The following is a 15,709-nucleotide window of genomic DNA, read 5'->3' on the forward strand; positions in this document are numbered from 1 at the left end:
ACTTTCTCTATGACACCACTGATGTTCATTCGGACTTGTTCATGGATATTCAACAGCGCCACCGGGCTCTAATTACTGGAGCTAGTAGTGGCATTGGCAAAGCCACGGCTCTTGCCTTTGCCCAAGCCGGTGTGGATCTAGTCTTACTAAGCCGTTCTAAAGATAACCTGCTCAAGGTTGCCGATGAGGCGCGATCGCATCAAGTTGATGTACAGATCCATCCTCTTGACCTAACCAACCTAGAGCAGATTCAGCCCGCCATTGCGGCGATCGCCCAACAGGGTGAGCCGATTACCATCTTGGTGAACAATGCCGGCATGGGCTACACCGGCACGCTAGTGGATACGTCATTGAAGGACTGGCAGGCCGTTTTAACCCTTAACCTCACCAGCGTTTTCCAGTGTATTCAGGGCATTCTACCGTCCATGCGCGATCGCCAACAGGGCACCATCATCAACGTCGGCTCTATTGCTGGCCATCAGGCCTTTCCCGGCTGGGGTGCCTACAACGTCAGTAAAGCTGGGCTGATTGCCCTATCGAAGACCCTGGCCGCCGAAGAGCGCAGTCATGGCATTCGAGTCACGCTGATTACCCCCGGAGCCGTGAATACGCCCATTTGGGATACCGATACGGTGCAAGCTGACTTTAACCGTACCAGTATGCTAACCCCCGAGATTGTAGCCCAGACGATTGTTCAGGCTGCCCTGCTGCCCGCTCAGGCCGTCATCGATGAACTCGTGGTGATGCCCAGTGCCGGCGCACTTTAGCATTTCAGTCCACTCTGAAATATTGCGTAGGCGTTGCTGCCTCAACCTAGGACATCGTCTCTAGGGCAACCGCTGTGGAGTAACGCCCCCATCGTTTCCCGCTTAACAGGTTCTTTATTGCACATTTGCTCATGACTATCGCCTCTTCCAATAACTCGAACGGCCTCAATAGCAAAGGGCTTGCCAATTCCCTGACCCCCAGCGAAGCCAAGCCAGCGCCTGAAACCCGCCCCGATCGCAATACCATCAACGGTCAAGCTTCCACTCCCCACCCCACAACCGAAGAAGCTAAAGAGCAGATGATGGATGCGGTGCGGACTATTCTTCTGGGCGTTGGAGAAGACCCAGAACGGGAAGGTCTCCTCAAGACCCCTAAGCGGGTTGCCGAGGCTATGCACTTTCTCACCAGTGGCTATCAGCAATCCCTAGAGGAGCTGGTGAATGGAGCCATTTTTGATGAGGGCCACAATGAAATGGTGCTCGTCCGCGACATCAATGTATTTAGCCTCTGCGAACACCATATGCTGCCCTTTATGGGTAAGGTGCATGTCGCTTACATTCCTAACGAAAAGGTGGTTGGGCTAAGTAAGTTAGCGCGGATTGTGGAAATGTATTCCCGTCGCCTGCAGGTGCAAGAGCGGCTCACCCGTCAGGTGGCAGAAGCGGTGCAGACCATTCTCGATCCGCGTGGGGTGGCTGTGGTCATGGAAGCGAGCCACATGTGTATGGTGATGCGCGGTGTGCAAAAGCCGGGCTCTTGGACGGTGACCAGCGCCATGGTGGGTGTGTTTCAAGAGGATCACAAAACTCGCGAGGAGTTCCTCAGCCTCATTCGCCACCAGCCTGCCTTTTTCTAGATGACCCTTAGGATTATGCCAGGAGCGATCGCCCCTGAGGAGATCCCTGAGGTTTAGCCTAGGCAAAAACCGTTCTTAATGTTGAACCGTTAGCTTAAGGAATAAGCACTAGCATGTCCTAGGCATGCTGTTCCTCTTGCTCACGTGCCGCCCCTGTTCTGCAAAGACTGGGGGCTTTTTGCTGGCGATCGCTCCCCCACCCCAAGGTCTATAGATCCCTTGCCTGAACCAAGACCCGCACCCCCAATCCCTTTCCCAGCCAGGGTGAGGGGTGAGAGACATTAAGACGGCGCTGGATCCTAAACAGAGCATGAGCACTACCCGAGAGAGATGGCAGGAGCGATGGGCGCTGCTACACTGAAAAACGATTTCCCCCAACCGGAATAGCCTAGATCAGGGATTAGACCAGGATCGAGGGCGATCGCCTTTGGAGCAACGAGCCGCCAACAGCGATCGCTCCAGATTATAGGAGTAGCTCACCCAAACTTGATACTATAAGGCGGCAGGGGCACCTGAACTATTCAGTCCGTTGAGTCCATTGAGTCCATTGAAATGATTGTTCAGGATCGTATACGAATCAATCCGGTTGCATCATAGCTTGGCTTGAATTCCTATGGATATATCATGTCAAGCACAGAGCTTATGTGAGCACAGACGTGGGTACAGACCGATGTGTTCGCCCCACCCAACTTGCTGAAGGAGACCACTGGATGGACATTGTGATCCCTGGAATTGACGACATTAGCCAACAACTGCAACAGGTTGAACAAGCCAAAAAGCCAAAAATGCTGGTGGTGGATGATGAGCCGGACAACTTAGACTTGCTCTACCGCACCTTTCGCCGTCATTTCAATGTGCTCAAGGCGGAAAGTGGCGGCGCTGCCCTAGATATTTTGGCCCAAGAGGGCGAGGTGGCGGTGATTATTTCTGACCAGCGGATGCCGGAAATGAAAGGGACGGAGTTCCTCAGCAAAACCGTGGTGCAGTTTCCCAACACCATGCGGATTATCCTCACCGGGTTTACGGATGTGGAGGATTTGGTGGAGGCGATTAACTCTGGGCAGGTCTACAAATATATCACCAAGCCCTGGGATCCATCGGAGCTGAAAACGGTGGTGCAGCGGGCGGTGGAAAGCTACGAATTGCAAAAGCAGCGATCGGACGACCTGAAGCGCGCCCAGGCCCAAACCCATCTCCTCAGCGCCATTGTGCGGGTGACCCAGCGATCGGTGGATCATCAAGCGCGTCTGGATACCATTGTGGAGGCGCTGTGCAGCAGTTTTTCTGCCGATCGCTGCATCTTACAGATGGTGTGCGATGCTGCTTTGACGGAGGTGTATAGCAGCAATCAACCGGGAGCCGCCGATTGGCTGCAGCAGGATCCCCTAGCTCAACAAGCGATCGCTCAGCAGGTGATTCGTGGCGTCATTCAAGTCAGCCAAGATCCAGATCTATCCCAGCTTGATTCCTATGCTCAGGAAGGGATTCAGTCCCATGTGGTGATTCCCATTATTTTCCAAGAAGCGGTGATGGCGGTGATTTCGCTGCAGTGGGTCAATCTTTGCCCGCTCCGTCCTGAAGAACTGCAGTTGCTATACCTCTCAGCTCAGCAAATTGGTCTAGCAATTTCCTGCACCTGCCGCTAGATCTAGGATGGTTCCATCGACGCGGTAGGATGGCAGAGATATATACCAGGGTTGGTCTATGAGGTCTCCGGTGGCTCCCGACGGCGTCCAGGCATTATTTAACCGAATTGCGCCCGTCTACGATCAGTTAAATGACGGTCTCAGTCTAGGCCTGCATCGGGTCTGGAAGCTGATGACTGTGCAGTGGAGCGGGGCGATGCCAGGCGCAACCTGTCTTGATGTCTGCTGCGGCAGTGGCGATGTTACCCAACTTTTGGCCCAGCAGGTGGGCCCCAACGGTCGGGTAGTTGGGGTTGATTTTGCGGCCTCTCAATTAGCGATCGCTCAACAGCGCAACGATCAGCGGCGATCGCCCTTACCGATTACCTGGGTGGAAGGCGATGCGCTCCATCTCCCCTTTGACGACAGCACCTTTGATGCAGCCACCATGAGCTACGGGTTGCGCAACGTCGCTTCTATTCCCGATAGCTTGCGGGAACTGCACCGTGTTCTGAAGCCCGGCGCAACGGTGGCCATCCTTGATTTTCATCGTCCTAGCAGTGACCTAGTGCGGCAGTTCCAGCGCTGGTACTTGGCCACCGTGGTCGTCCCCATGGCCAAAGATTTAGGTATGGAAGATGAGTATGCTTACTTAGCCCCCAGTATCGATCGCTTTCCCATCGGCGCAGAACAGCGGGCGATCGCTCACCAGGTTGGCTTTCGTCAGGCAATCCATTACGCGATCGCGGGCGGATTAATGGGCGTTTTGGTCGCGACTCGGTGAATCCCGCCGAAGCTGAGCAAAAATCGCTATTTAGGTAGAAGACAGGCATCTATTCAAAAATGATAGGGTAAGCATAGATTAGCCCTGGTCATAGGGCACCCATTTATCCCGATCGCCTCTTTTGCCCTTGGACGCTTCCACCCTACTGCTGATTGCTGCACCTCCCATTGTGGGCGGCATCATTGGCTATTTCACCAATGATCTAGCCATCAAAATGCTATTTCGTCCCTATCGTCCCCTCTACATCGCCGGACGACGATTGCCCTTTACCCCAGGCTTGATTCCCAGCAACCAGGAACGGCTGGCCAAGCGAATCGCCGACACGATTATGGGGTCGCTGCTGACCCCCGCCGAGCTGCAAAACCTAGCGCGGCGCTTATTGCAAACCGAGCGGATGCAGTCGGCCATTCTCTGGCTGCTGCGGCTGGCCCTAGAACAACTCCAGGCCCGAGATGATCGGGGTACTAGCAAAATTGTCGCCAATATCCTGCGGGATTTATTGGGGCGATCGCTCCTGCGCTTGGTGCGGGTCTGGGCTAGGCAGGAAGACTTTTTAGCCCCGCAGCTCAACCAGATTTTTGACCAAGTCTTGCTAGAGTTTCAGCTCTCCGAGGTGCAGGCAGAGCAACTGTCCGACTGGTTGCTGAACGTGGTGCTGCCCCCGGATGTCTTGCGAGTGACCCTGATCGACTTTCTCACCGATCGCAACATTCAGGTGATCGACGAAGGCTTTCGCGAAAAAACCAGCGGCACCTACTGGGTGGTCGCCAACCTCTTTGGTCTACGCAACACCCTCACCCGCCTACGCACCTACTGCCTTGATGAAAAAGAGGCCACCAATACCCGGATCACCGAGCTCATTCAGGCCTTGGGCATCAAAGGGCGGTTGACCGAGTGGCTGCAAAACCTCTCCATGCAAAACCTGCCGGTTTCCACCGTCCGCCGACTGCGCAGCACCATGCGCGAGACCGTGCGCGACTATGTGAGCAACCGAGGTGCCGATCTTTTGGAAGGATTGGGCGAATCGGTGGATTGGGACAGCACCGCCGACCTCTTGCTCAATCGCCTGCAAAGCTCAGATGCCGTCTATACATCCCTAGAACCCGTCAGTAAAGAACTGGCGCTGGTGCTAGAGCAATATCTAGAACGCGATTTAGAAAACATTGTGGCCCAGGCTATTCCCATTCTCGACATCGACCAAGTGATCATCGACCGGGTGCGGGCCACATCTCCCCGAGACTTGGAACTGGCCATTCAAGGGATTGTCCGCAATGAACTGCAAGCGATCGTCAACCTAGGCGGCATCCTCGGTTTCACCATCGGTCTCTTCCAAGCGGTGATCCTCTATTTCCGCGGATAGTTAATCCTCGTGATTCGTGCAAGGGCCAGGCAAATTGACATCCTCTCTACTCAATCGCTAGACGATAGGAGTGGAGATTTCTTGGATTACTCCAAAAACTTCCTGCTTCTCTGGCTCATGCCTAGATACCCAAGCAAGCCTGGATCCCCCTGGTCAGAACGCCTCCACAGGCTGTTTGTTTTACGTCCACTTGGTGCCCCCAAGCAGGACGGATCTAAAGAGTTGTGTTTGGCTTTGCTCTATACAGGTTGTCAGTGTCTTAACCGTTCTCTGAGCCGCCTACTGGATGAGCCATCCGTATTGTTTCTGCGCTTTACCGCTAAAGTAATGGTATCAGTCAGTTGTAGATTTCGGCGCTATTCCTTCTCTCACGATCCCATGGTTCAGGGATGCACCTCAATCTACGCGTCCTACACCACCAGCCTAGTCAAAGATTATGGCTGGTGTACTGGTCGGCTTTTGATAAGAGATAGACTGGGGCGTTGCCCTTAGGGCTTGAGTCGTCCGTTGCTGCATCGAGGATGCCGATATGTTTGCGTATGGTTTAGCGATACTGGTGGGTTTGGGAAGCCTGACATTTTACATGGCAGCATTTTTCATCCCAGAAGTGCATCGCCGTCAAGATATAGCTTGGAGCGGCGTCGGCATGTTCTATGCCTTGGCGCTGTGGATTTATGGCGATCGCCTCCAGGGTGGCCTCTTGGTGGGACAAACGGCCAGTGTGGTGCTGCTGCTCTGGTTGGGATGGCAACTGCTGATCCTGCGCCGACAAACCACCCCCCTTGAGCAACAAACCGACTTGCCAGAAGGCGCTACCGTGATTCCAGGCTTGGAGCGCCAACCTGCGGTATCTGCTGGTCAGCCGACTCGCCAGACCAGCAAACAGTCAAGTAACCAATCCAGCAAACAGTCGAGTAAGCAGTCCACTCCAAAGGCGGCACCACCGGCTCAAGCAGCCCCAGCCAGTCCAGCCGCGCCGATTGCCGCCCCGTCTGCCACCGATACTCCTGCCCCTGCATTTCCCCAGGTTGACTCGGTTACCCCCGCCGCCGTCGAGTCTGCTGCGGTACCCACGGCCACAGAAGCGATCGCTCCTCCACCTCCAACTCAAACAGAAGCAAGCAGCCCCACACCATCAGCAGCTAGCCCATCTTCCCCAACGGCAACCACCCCATCTTCTCCGTTAGAAGCAACTCCATCAGAAGCAACCCCATCAGAAGCAACTCCATCAAACCCTATCCAAGCAGCCGCTACCCCATCAGAACCGACTTCATCAAAACCTATCCAGGCTCCCAGACCAGAAACATCCAACCAGCCATCCCCCAGATCTGAACAACCTGCAAGGGCGGCTCAGACCGAGTCCCGACCAACGGCATCTCCAGCAGCAGCGTCCCAGCCGCGATCGCCCCAGCCCAACCAACGCCCACCTCAGCGATCCAGCTCACCTCCTCCATCCTCTCGTCCCCCTAGTCCAGCCAGACAACCTCAGCCAGCACCACCTCAAGCCGCCACCACCCAACCCGACCCGTCCCCTACCAAGACGGTCAAAACTCCTCAGCCAACGCCTCAAGCAACTCCTCAGCCCAAAACACCTGCACCCCAGCCCAAAAAAGCGACAGGCCCCATGGGTCGTCTGAGAAACTTATTTCAGCGTTCCGCACCAGCAAAACCATCTGCCAAACCGTCTACCCCCGTTGGGGAGATTGAAGAACTGGAAGAAGGTTGGGATGATTGGAATGAAGAAGCACCGCCCTCACCCACCAGCGATCGCCGTGATCCATCCCGTACGCCCACAGGCGATCGCCCGCCTCAGGTCTTAAAAGCTGAACTGATTTCCCAGAAAGATGAAGCTTCCTTACCTTCACCCTACGAGGAAGAGTCCAGTATTTGAGAGCGATCGCCCTCTGATATCTGGAAAGAAACAGATGTTAGATAGATTATCCCAGCCATCCCAGATTTCATCTAGTCCACCATACTTTTATCGTCTCCAGCCTCTTCCTGCATCCAAACCCTAGAATTCCCTGACATTTGTTCTGATCTCGCCTACTATTGTCTCGATATCAAACCCTGGCAACCTAAGGAGATACAACTCTTATGAGCATTCGGCGCGGACGACAGGCCACCACTGGCTTTTTCTCAGATTTTCGTGATTTTATCATGCGGGGCAACGTCATCGATCTCGCCGTTGCGGTGATCATTGGCGGTGCGTTCGGCAATGTGATTAATTCCCTCGTAGCAGACATTCTGACGCCTGCTATTCTCAATCCAGCCATGCAGGCAGCGGGCGTAGATAAGCTAGCAGACCTGAGTGCAGCGGGTATTCAGTATGGTTTGTTCTTAGCAGCCATTATTAACTTTATCGTCATTGCCTTCTGTATGTTCTTGGTGGTGCGATCGTTTACGGCAATGAAAAATCGCGTGAAGCGAGCGGAGGAGGTTGAAGCAGCAGAAGCCCCACCGGATCCTGCCATCGTAGCCCAAGAACGTCTAACCCAGGCAATTGAACGATTAACCAGCGTCATGGAACGGCCCCAGTAGGTTAGAACCGAGAAGCGATCGCTCTTTATTCAACATCTAGAGGGCGATCGCTCATGGCATGTTGCGAAGTGTTGCATTTACTCCTCGGATCATGATAGTAAGCTATTCATAGAACAGACACCACAAAGCGTAGCTTCTACTTATCTTGCTGGATCAACAATTATGACGAATTCGTCTCGACCAAGACTCTATACTCGAAGAACCAAATGGTATAACTTAGCTTACCTAGTATTAATTACTCTCATATGGAGCACGGTGGTCATCACGCCAAGTCCCTCTGTCATAGGAGTTGTTTTAGGCAGCATCATACCCGTGACGGGAGTCGCAGCCATCGTTGGAATCATCTTAGATAAAGCCTGGGCAAAGTGGGCAGCGATCGCCGCCTATGGCTTCTTGAGTTTCATCCTCATTGCAGGATTTGTGTCTTCCTTCCTACAACCTAGTCTAGCCAGTACCGTTGGCGACGATGGGCTCAGAGCTTCTAGAATCATGATGCTTCTCATCCTCGCTGTCACGCTTCTAGGCATGGGTTCACTCATGAAGAAACGACCTGCTGCCCCGGTCTGAGGAGCTGTGAATGCTCAGCGGGACTGGGTTGATAAGGGAGGCGATAGCTCTTGACTTGACTATCTAGAGGGCGATCGCTCATGGTATGTTGCGAAGATAGTTCATCTAATTCTAAGCTCATCTATGACAAATTCTTCTCAGCCAAAGCTCTATACTCGCACGACGAAATGGTACAACCTAGCTTATCTGGCATTCATTGCTTTTACATCGAGCACGCTGGTGATCACAACTGTTTTGGGCACCTATGAAGACACAGACGTCTCTGGTGTAGAAGTCATTCGTTCTGGTGCCATGGCAGTGGTGGGAATTGCCGCGATCGTTGGCATTAGCTTAGATAAAACCTGGTCAAGATGGGCAGCGATCGCCACCTATGGCTGCTTCATCTTTGTGCTGATTGAGGGATTCGTAAATTCTTTGCTGGCAGACTCTGCTCTGACGATGGCTCTTGGCTCAAGTGCGCTCATAGCTTTTAGAGGCTTGCGAATAGTCATGATCATCCCAGCACTGGTGGGCGTTGGCTTGCTGATGGACAAACGATCTGCTGACCCTACCTAAGAATCTATGCATGCTCAACGGAGCTGGGTTGGAAGGGATCGCCACACTGCGCGCAAGGGGTGGCGATCGCAACGGTACGCCAAGAGAGCAGCTCACAGGTTAGAAAGGCATTCTGCCTGAAGACAGCATTTTATAGCCCCCAGTCATCGCCACTAGCGCCACAAAAAACTGCCAGAGACTGGTTGGGTTCAGAACGGCTCGGCTGCTAGCAAAGACACAAATAATACCAGCCGCAACAAAGATCCAGCCGATGCTTTTAGCACCCAAAGGTAAGATCACCAGAGCCAGAACGCCTACGACAAGAAGCAGGATAGATAAATCGGCTGCAATACCTCTCCAAAAATAGGGCGAGACGTTCGTGGTGAAAAAGATATTTCTTCCCAAGAAGTAAATTCCCAGCAACAGCAGCGCAAAGCCTATCAGTTGAATTAAAAATCTCATGGCGGTGTCTCGCAGTTAACAACGTATAAACATGGTGATCCTCAAGCAAGGTAAGTGAGGCGCTTAGTGTTTGCGTCCCGATATATATTCTACAGGCTGGGCTAGCGGAGAGCGATCGCTTTCCTACTTGATAAACGCTAGGTTAGGATACCGGATATGATCAAAGATAGGGAATTCATTAACAGACCCCATCCTCTTGCTCACAGGCACCAATACTCACCCAACTACTGGATCCATCAGCCCAATGTTCCTTTTTCCAGATAGGAGCATTATGTTTGAGCGTATCGATCGCATATTGGCAGGCAGCGAACGCCTCAGAACGATGGGGACTGCCGACGGCTACCAAGACACTAATATCGCCCACCGCCAAGCGTCCGGTGCGATGGCGAATCACGGTATGGGTAATCGGCCATCGCTGGCGAATATCGGCGGCGATTTGCTGAAAAACGCGAATAGCCATCGGCTCGTAGGCCTGATATTCCAGCGCCACCACCGGACGCCCCTCAGTTTGATTGCGCACCATGCCGCTCATCACCACGATCGCTCCATTGGCTGCATCATCGGCTAAGCCATAGACCTCGTCTAGGGACAGCGGTGCGAAGGTGATCGCGACGTGATCAGCTTCCAGGATAGGAGCTTGCAGGAGTTGAGATCGAGATACATCCATCGACAATAGCCTAGAGCGCAATACAACTATTATTGTGCGCTATTTACCCTGGGCGATGGATCACGCAAGGTACTGGCTAGAATCCTAGGACACAGGCGATCGTTTTTTGCCCTTGGCGTTTGCAGGTTTCCATCCGCCCTTGCGCATGAACCACCAATCCAGCAATTACAACTACTATAATCACAAACACAATGAGGCCACCGTCTTTCATGCCTTGTCTCCCCTAGAGTTGATCCCTGCCAACAGATAGCATCATCGCTCTATCCGGCGAGAAAATCTGTCGCCTACGAAATACCTGGATGGTAAGAACGTAGTTTTCAGATCCAACTCGGATCCCATGTCGAGTAGCTATCCACTGTTCAGTCTTACAATACCCGGTTATGAAACACGACTCACAACCCCCGTAAATATATGGAGGTTGGGTATGGAGCCTAGTCAGGGATGTTGAGCCAGGATCGCGTCGGGAATATCGAGGATATGAAAGTAGGCTAATCCGATAATGAGGACGGTGTAGGCGGTGGAAAGCCCCAAACTGATCAACAGAGCACGTTTAGGATTGGAGGTTTCTGGTTGCCCCACGAAGCCGGTTGCGCCCCATTGCATCATCACAATGCCTAAGACATTCGATAGCCAGTAGCCAAGGGCAGTGGCGGGGAGAAACCAGGCGGGGTTGAGCCAACTGGCGGCATAGCCCACGGCGTAAGCGATCGGCAGATTAAAAAACAAGTCATTCCACCATGACAGGGGCGATAGCATATACCCCAGTCCTACCAAGCCGCTGTTCCATAAGTTTCTTAGCATGGTTCAGTCCTGTCCACTTGCCATTAAGTAGAGTAGCGCCATGCGAATGGCAACGCCGCTGGTCACCTGCTGAGACACTAAGCTTAGGACAGGATCATCCATCAGGTCGGAGCTAATTTCCACACCACGGTTGACGGGGCCGGGATGGAGCAGGCGCACGCTGGGTTGGCATAATCGGAGGCGATCGCGGGTGATGCCAAACTGCTGGTGATATTCTCGCAGGCTGGGCAAGAGGTGCTGGGTCATGCGCTCTTTTTGCAGCCGCAGGGTCATCACAAAGTCGGCTTGCTCTAAGGCAGGTTCTAAGTCCCAGTGCAGGGTGATGCTGCGGGGCAGATCGGTGGCAGCGGCGATCATTTCGGCAAAGTAGGCGGGTAGGAGGGTGGGTGGGGCAGCTAGGTGAACCTCGGCACCGCTAGCGGTCAGGCTCCAAAGGTTCGATCGCGCCACCCGCGAGTGCAGAATATCGCCGATGATGGCAATTTTCTTGCCCTGCAACTGTTCTAGCCGAGGCTCATCGGCATCTAAGCAGCAGCACATGGTAAATAAATCCAGCAGCGCTTGGGAAGGATGCTCGTGCTGGCCATCGCCGGCATTGAGAACGCCCACCTGGGTGCCGAGGCGCTCCATCTCCTGGGCGATCGCCGTTGGCACACCGGCATCCCGATGGCGAATCACCATCAAATCGGTGCCCATGGCTAGATAGGTCTTGGCGGTATCGAGGATGGTTTCACCCTTGGTCAGAGATGACGTACCGGGGGCAAAGTTGAGACTATCGGCGGAGAGGCGTTTGGCGGCTAGCTCAAAGCTGCTGCGGGTGCGGGTGGAGGATTCAAAAAATAGATTGGCGACCACTTTGCCTTGCAGGGCGGGTACCTTTTTGGTGCGGCGCGACAAAACCTCACGGAAGCTGACTGCCGTTTGCAAGATGGTGTTGTATTCCGCTGGGGTGAAGTCCGCTAGCGAAAGAATGTGACGACGAGTCCAATCTGGTGAAGGAGGCATGTATCTTAATCAATGGGGCCATCAGCAGGAGGAAGATTTATCCCCTAGAGATTATGTCACGCAAGGTGCGATCGCTCCACCCTCTCCCTCTACCCTCCCCGTTGTTGTCCCATTCCTCTTCTCCTCGTCTTTTATGCCCAACCCCTCTGACTGGATTGAAATTGGCAAAATCGTCGCGCCCCAAGGGCTGGTCGGCGAACTGCGCGTTTACCCAAGCTCCGACTTCCCCGAACGGTTTCTTGAACCGGGGCAACGCTGGATGCGATCGCCCAAGGGAGGAGACCCGACCCTGGTGTATCTGCAGTCTGGGCGCTATGTGGAGGGCAAGAATCTCTATGTCATTCGCCTAGAAGGTATTACCAGCCGCGCCCAGGCAGAAACCCTGCGCGACTATGAGCTGCTGGTGCCCGAGAGCGATCGCCTCCCTCTCGACCCCCATGAATTTCATGTGGCAGATTTGATTGGTCTGACCGTGATTGACCAGCATAGCCAAGATCTAGTCGGCACCGTCGTGGATGTGATGTCTACCGGGCATGACATGTTGGTAGTGGAGCGTCCGTCCTCCGGAACGCCAGAGCCCGAGGAGCCGGTGGAACCGGTGGAACCGACGCCCCACCATCCCGATCGCCGTAAGTCTGCCAAGACTCCTCGCGCCAAAAAACGCCAAACGCCGCCCTTACTGATTCCCTTCGTGGAAGCGATCGTGCCGGTGGTGGATTTAGAGCAGCAGCGGATCGAAATTACACCGCCGGAGGGGCTGCTGGATTAGGTCACCCTGGGAGAACAGTAGCTATAGGGAGAATAGGGGCGATCGCCCTAGTCACAACGAGGTATGAAAAGGCTGAGAAAACACGTGAATATGCTGAAATAACTTCAGCCTATTGTCGGATGCCGGATGATGGCGCTCAACGCGTGAAGAAAGGTGTAGCACCCCAAGGCAACATTAGCCTCGGGAAGAAGGATGGTTTTTGAAGGATACCGCCGATGGGCTTCAGATTTCCTTCAAGGCTCGGATACCTATTCACCCTCGTAGCTCCCTCTCATCTTCCCTACGTGACATGGCAGATCCACAGCACCTTGCCCAGCTTCAAGCCGGCCCATCCGTCTGGAATCAATGGCGACAGGATCATCCTCGTATTCCTATTGACTTATCCCATGCATCCCTACGCCGGCAAGACTTAAGCGGCATTGATCTTTCCGAAGCAAACTTGGCCCATGCCGATCTACGGGGAGCCACCTTGCGGCAGGCCAACCTACGCCATGCAAACCTTTGCTACGTCAACGGTCGTGATGCTCAGGTGCAACAGACTAGCCTGGAAGGAGCGATCGCTTGGGAAAGTGATTTTCGCGGCGCTAGCCTGCGGAGCAGTTCCTTAGTGAATGCCGACTTTCGCGACACCAACTTTGGTGAAGCCGACTTGATCAACACCGATGCTAGTCATGCCTACCTCAGCGGCGTCAACCTAGAGGGAGCCTACGCCATCGGTACCCTATTTCGCGGTACGAACCTGCGCTGGGCCAATCTTCGAGAAGCCAATCTTAAGCAGGCTAACTTAACCGACGCCTACCTACGCTGGGGCAATTGCTATGGCACCAATTTTTACCAATCGATCTTGGCCCATGCGGACGTCAGCGAAGGTAATTTTGCCGAAGCCAACCTCACCCACAGCAATCTACAGGGCATCCAAGCCCTCGGCACCAACTTCCAGCGAGCAAAATTCACCGCTGCCTGTATCGAACATTGGCGGATTAATAGCGACACCCGCTTTGACCAAGGCGTCTGCGACTATATTTTTTTACAAGAAGGCGATCGCTTCCCCCAACGCGGGCAGTTGTCGGGTCTGGCTTTTGAGAGCCTGATGCAGCGCACCTTAGCCACCGTCAAGCTCTCGTTTAGCTATGGGCTCAACTGGTATGCGTTCGCCCAAGCCATCCGCCGCACAGATACCCAAAACCCCGAGGCGCAGATTTCCATTCAAGATATCAGCCACACCATCCACCAAGGCGTGTCGGTATTAATTAGAACCGCCCCCCAGGCAAATCACGATAAGATCTACCACGACTTCATGATCTCCTACGAACGCGCCCTGAATCTATCCAGAGCAGTGCAAGCTCGGCGACGTTCCCCCAACGCCGATCGCCCAGACCAGCTTTTAGATCATGTGCTGACCGTCAGCAAACATCTAAGCCACAGCCATATCCAGCATGGTAGGCCAAGGCGATCGCCCCCAGAGCTGCCGTAGCCACCCCGATGACCTCGAAGAGTTGTTGGGGTGGGGCACGGCCCTCAACTAGCTCATGTAGTAATCGCGGGTGCCCTTGGCCTGCACGGCATCCTCCAAGCGATTGAGGGCATGGACGTAGGCCGCCGTGCGCATGGAGATGCCCAGATCCTGGGATAGATCCCAAATGCGGTTGGTTTCCTCCACTATGCGTTCCTGCAGGCGACTGTTCACCTCATTTAGCGACCAATAATAGCCACTGCGGTTTTGCACCCATTCAAAATAGCTCACCGTCACACCGCCCGCATTCACCAAAATATCGGGGAAGACCTGGATACCTCGTTGCTCTAGAATCTCGTCGGCAGCGGAGGTGACAGGGCCATTGGCGACCTCAAAAATATAGGGAGCCTTGATGCGCGGTGCATTCTCTTCCGTAATCTGATTTTCCAGCGCCGCCGGGATCAGGATATCCACATCCAGTTCCAGCAGTTCTGCATTGGTGATCACTCGGTGTTCCACAATGTTGCACACCGTACCTTCACAGTAGACCGCCTTGATCCCCCGACTCGATTCTTTATATTGGCGGATGCTGGGAATATCCAACCCAGTTTTGGCATAGATGCCGCCTTGGGAATCGCTCACCGCGACTACTCGATAGTTGGCCTTGGCCAGGAGTTCTGCTAATACACCACCGGCATTGCCAAAGCCCTGGATGGCAACGGTCAGGTCAGTTGATGTCCGCCCTAACTTTTCCATCAGGGTATGGATGACGAAAAAGGCACCCATGGCTGTCGCTGTTTCCCGCCCCAGACTGCCGCCCATGGAAATCGGCTTGCCCGTGACCACCGCCGGGGTAATTTTTCGGCGAATGATGCTGTATTGATCCATCATCCAGCCCATGATCATGGGATTGGTGTAAACATCCGGGGCAGGAATATCCACATCTGGGCCAATAAAATTGGCGATCGCATCCACATAGCCACGACTGAGACGTTCCAGCTCAAACTTAGAGAAATCTTTGGGATTGATCGTGATCCCTCCCTTTGCGCCGCCAAAGGGCAGGTTCAGCGCTGCGCATTTGAAGGTCATCCAAAAGGCGAGGGACTGCACTTCATCCAGCGACACATTAGGATGGAAGCGCACACCGCCTTTGGTGGGGCCGCGGGTGTCGTCGTAGCGTACGCGATAGCCCTGGAAGACCCGTAGACTACCGTCGTCCATACGCACGGGAATGGAAACACATAGACTGGCCTTGGGATACTTTAAGCGCTCAATGGCGTCATTAGAGATGGTGACGTAGCGCAGTGCTTTTTCTAAGCGCAGATTGGCATCGGAGAGGGTGGAGTGCAGCATGGAGAAAACCGTCCTTGATGAGGCGTGGGGAGACAGAACGGAGCAGCGCCTAGTCTAGGTTCACCGCCCCGAGGCAACAGAAAACTAGGTACAGCGATGCTCTATGTCCTTATAGTGCCTTTATTCTGTATCAAAAACTACTAACTGCCGGCATATTCAATGTGTTT

General features: G+C 53.9%; 16 protein-coding genes. 10 read left to right on the forward strand and 6 right to left on the reverse strand.

What is annotated here, in order from left to right:
• Nucleotides 1-41 precede the first annotated feature (41 nt).
• From JUJ53_RS22510 to JUJ53_RS22545, 8 genes are all read left to right on the forward strand, one after another.
• On the forward strand, nt 42-767 hold the full coding sequence (locus JUJ53_RS22510; protein WP_204154296.1) for an SDR family oxidoreductase: 726 nt from the start codon (nt 42-44) through the stop codon (nt 765-767).
• Nucleotides 768-898: 131 nt separating this feature from the next.
• Complete coding sequence (gene folE, locus JUJ53_RS22515; RefSeq protein WP_204154297.1) at nt 899-1,624, forward strand: GTP cyclohydrolase I FolE; 726 nt, start codon at nt 899-901, stop codon at nt 1,622-1,624.
• A gap of 710 nt (nt 1,625-2,334) precedes the next feature.
• Entirely contained in the window at nt 2,335-3,270 is a 936-nt protein-coding gene (locus JUJ53_RS22520; protein ID WP_204154298.1) for a response regulator, read from the forward strand.
• Between the two features lie 58 nt (nt 3,271-3,328).
• Nucleotides 3,329-4,033, forward strand: a complete 705-nt coding sequence (gene ubiE / locus JUJ53_RS22525) for a bifunctional demethylmenaquinone methyltransferase/2-methoxy-6-polyprenyl-1,4-benzoquinol methylase UbiE (protein ID WP_204154299.1) — start codon at nt 3,329-3,331, stop codon at nt 4,031-4,033.
• 127 nt (nt 4,034-4,160) lie between these two features.
• Nucleotides 4,161-5,393 carry a DUF445 family protein gene (locus tag JUJ53_RS22530; protein WP_204154300.1) on the forward strand — a complete coding sequence of 411 codons (1,233 nt, stop codon included), beginning with the start codon at nt 4,161-4,163 and terminating at the stop codon, nt 5,391-5,393.
• 529 nt (nt 5,394-5,922) lie between these two features.
• A complete protein-coding gene (locus JUJ53_RS22535; protein WP_275415830.1) occupies nt 5,923-7,284 on the forward strand; it encodes a Ycf66 family protein in 1,362 nt (453 codons plus the stop codon).
• A 203-nt stretch (nt 7,285-7,487) separates the two neighbouring features.
• Complete coding sequence (mscL, locus tag JUJ53_RS22540; protein WP_204154302.1) at nt 7,488-7,931, forward strand: large conductance mechanosensitive channel protein MscL; 444 nt, start codon at nt 7,488-7,490, stop codon at nt 7,929-7,931.
• Between the two features lie 690 nt (nt 7,932-8,621).
• Nucleotides 8,622-9,053, forward strand: a complete 432-nt coding sequence (locus JUJ53_RS22545; RefSeq protein ID WP_204154303.1) for a hypothetical protein — start codon at nt 8,622-8,624, stop codon at nt 9,051-9,053.
• Nucleotides 9,054-9,152: 99 nt separating this feature from the next.
• Here the strand turns inward: JUJ53_RS22545 and JUJ53_RS22550 are convergent, their stop codons facing one another.
• The 5 genes from JUJ53_RS22550 to JUJ53_RS22565 all read right to left on the reverse strand — a co-directional run bounded on the left by JUJ53_RS22550 (nt 9,153) and on the right by JUJ53_RS22565 (nt 11,967).
• Nucleotides 9,153-9,494, reverse strand: coding sequence for a hypothetical protein (locus JUJ53_RS22550; RefSeq protein ID WP_204154304.1), 342 nt, complete (start codon nt 9,492-9,494; stop codon nt 9,153-9,155).
• A 178-nt stretch (nt 9,495-9,672) separates the two neighbouring features.
• The gene (locus JUJ53_RS22555) at nt 9,673-10,161 is read right to left on the reverse strand and encodes a molybdenum cofactor biosynthesis protein MoaE (RefSeq protein WP_204154305.1); all 489 of its coding nucleotides are present in this window, start codon (nt 10,159-10,161) and stop codon (nt 9,673-9,675) included.
• A 76-nt stretch (nt 10,162-10,237) separates the two neighbouring features.
• On the reverse strand, nt 10,238-10,372 hold the full coding sequence (locus tag JUJ53_RS25270; RefSeq protein ID WP_275415831.1) for a hypothetical protein: 135 nt from the start codon (nt 10,370-10,372) through the stop codon (nt 10,238-10,240).
• A 224-nt stretch (nt 10,373-10,596) separates the two neighbouring features.
• The gene (locus JUJ53_RS22560) at nt 10,597-10,962 is read right to left on the reverse strand and encodes a hypothetical protein (protein ID WP_204154306.1); all 366 of its coding nucleotides are present in this window, start codon (nt 10,960-10,962) and stop codon (nt 10,597-10,599) included.
• A gap of 3 nt (nt 10,963-10,965) precedes the next feature.
• Nucleotides 10,966-11,967 carry an aspartate carbamoyltransferase catalytic subunit gene (locus JUJ53_RS22565; RefSeq protein WP_204154307.1) on the reverse strand — a complete coding sequence of 334 codons (1,002 nt, stop codon included), beginning with the start codon at nt 11,965-11,967 and terminating at the stop codon, nt 10,966-10,968.
• Nucleotides 11,968-12,100: 133 nt separating this feature from the next.
• Between JUJ53_RS22565 and rimM the strand changes: the two genes are divergently transcribed.
• Both rimM and JUJ53_RS22575 read left to right on the forward strand, forming a co-directional pair.
• The gene (rimM, locus tag JUJ53_RS22570; protein WP_204154384.1) at nt 12,101-12,736 is read left to right on the forward strand and encodes a ribosome maturation factor RimM; all 636 of its coding nucleotides are present in this window, start codon (nt 12,101-12,103) and stop codon (nt 12,734-12,736) included.
• Between the two features lie 289 nt (nt 12,737-13,025).
• Nucleotides 13,026-14,210, forward strand: a complete 1,185-nt coding sequence (locus JUJ53_RS22575) for a pentapeptide repeat-containing protein (RefSeq protein WP_204154308.1) — start codon at nt 13,026-13,028, stop codon at nt 14,208-14,210.
• 48 nt (nt 14,211-14,258) lie between these two features.
• On the opposite strand, the gene JUJ53_RS22580 is transcribed toward JUJ53_RS22575, so the two are convergent.
• The gene (locus JUJ53_RS22580; RefSeq protein WP_204154309.1) at nt 14,259-15,542 is read right to left on the reverse strand and encodes a Glu/Leu/Phe/Val dehydrogenase; all 1,284 of its coding nucleotides are present in this window, start codon (nt 15,540-15,542) and stop codon (nt 14,259-14,261) included.
• Between the last annotated feature and the right edge of the window lie 167 nt (nt 15,543-15,709).

It is taken from the genome of Leptolyngbya sp. CCY15150 (assembly GCF_016888135.1).
In the GTDB taxonomy this organism is placed as follows: domain Bacteria; phylum Cyanobacteriota; class Cyanobacteriia; order RECH01; family RECH01; genus RECH01.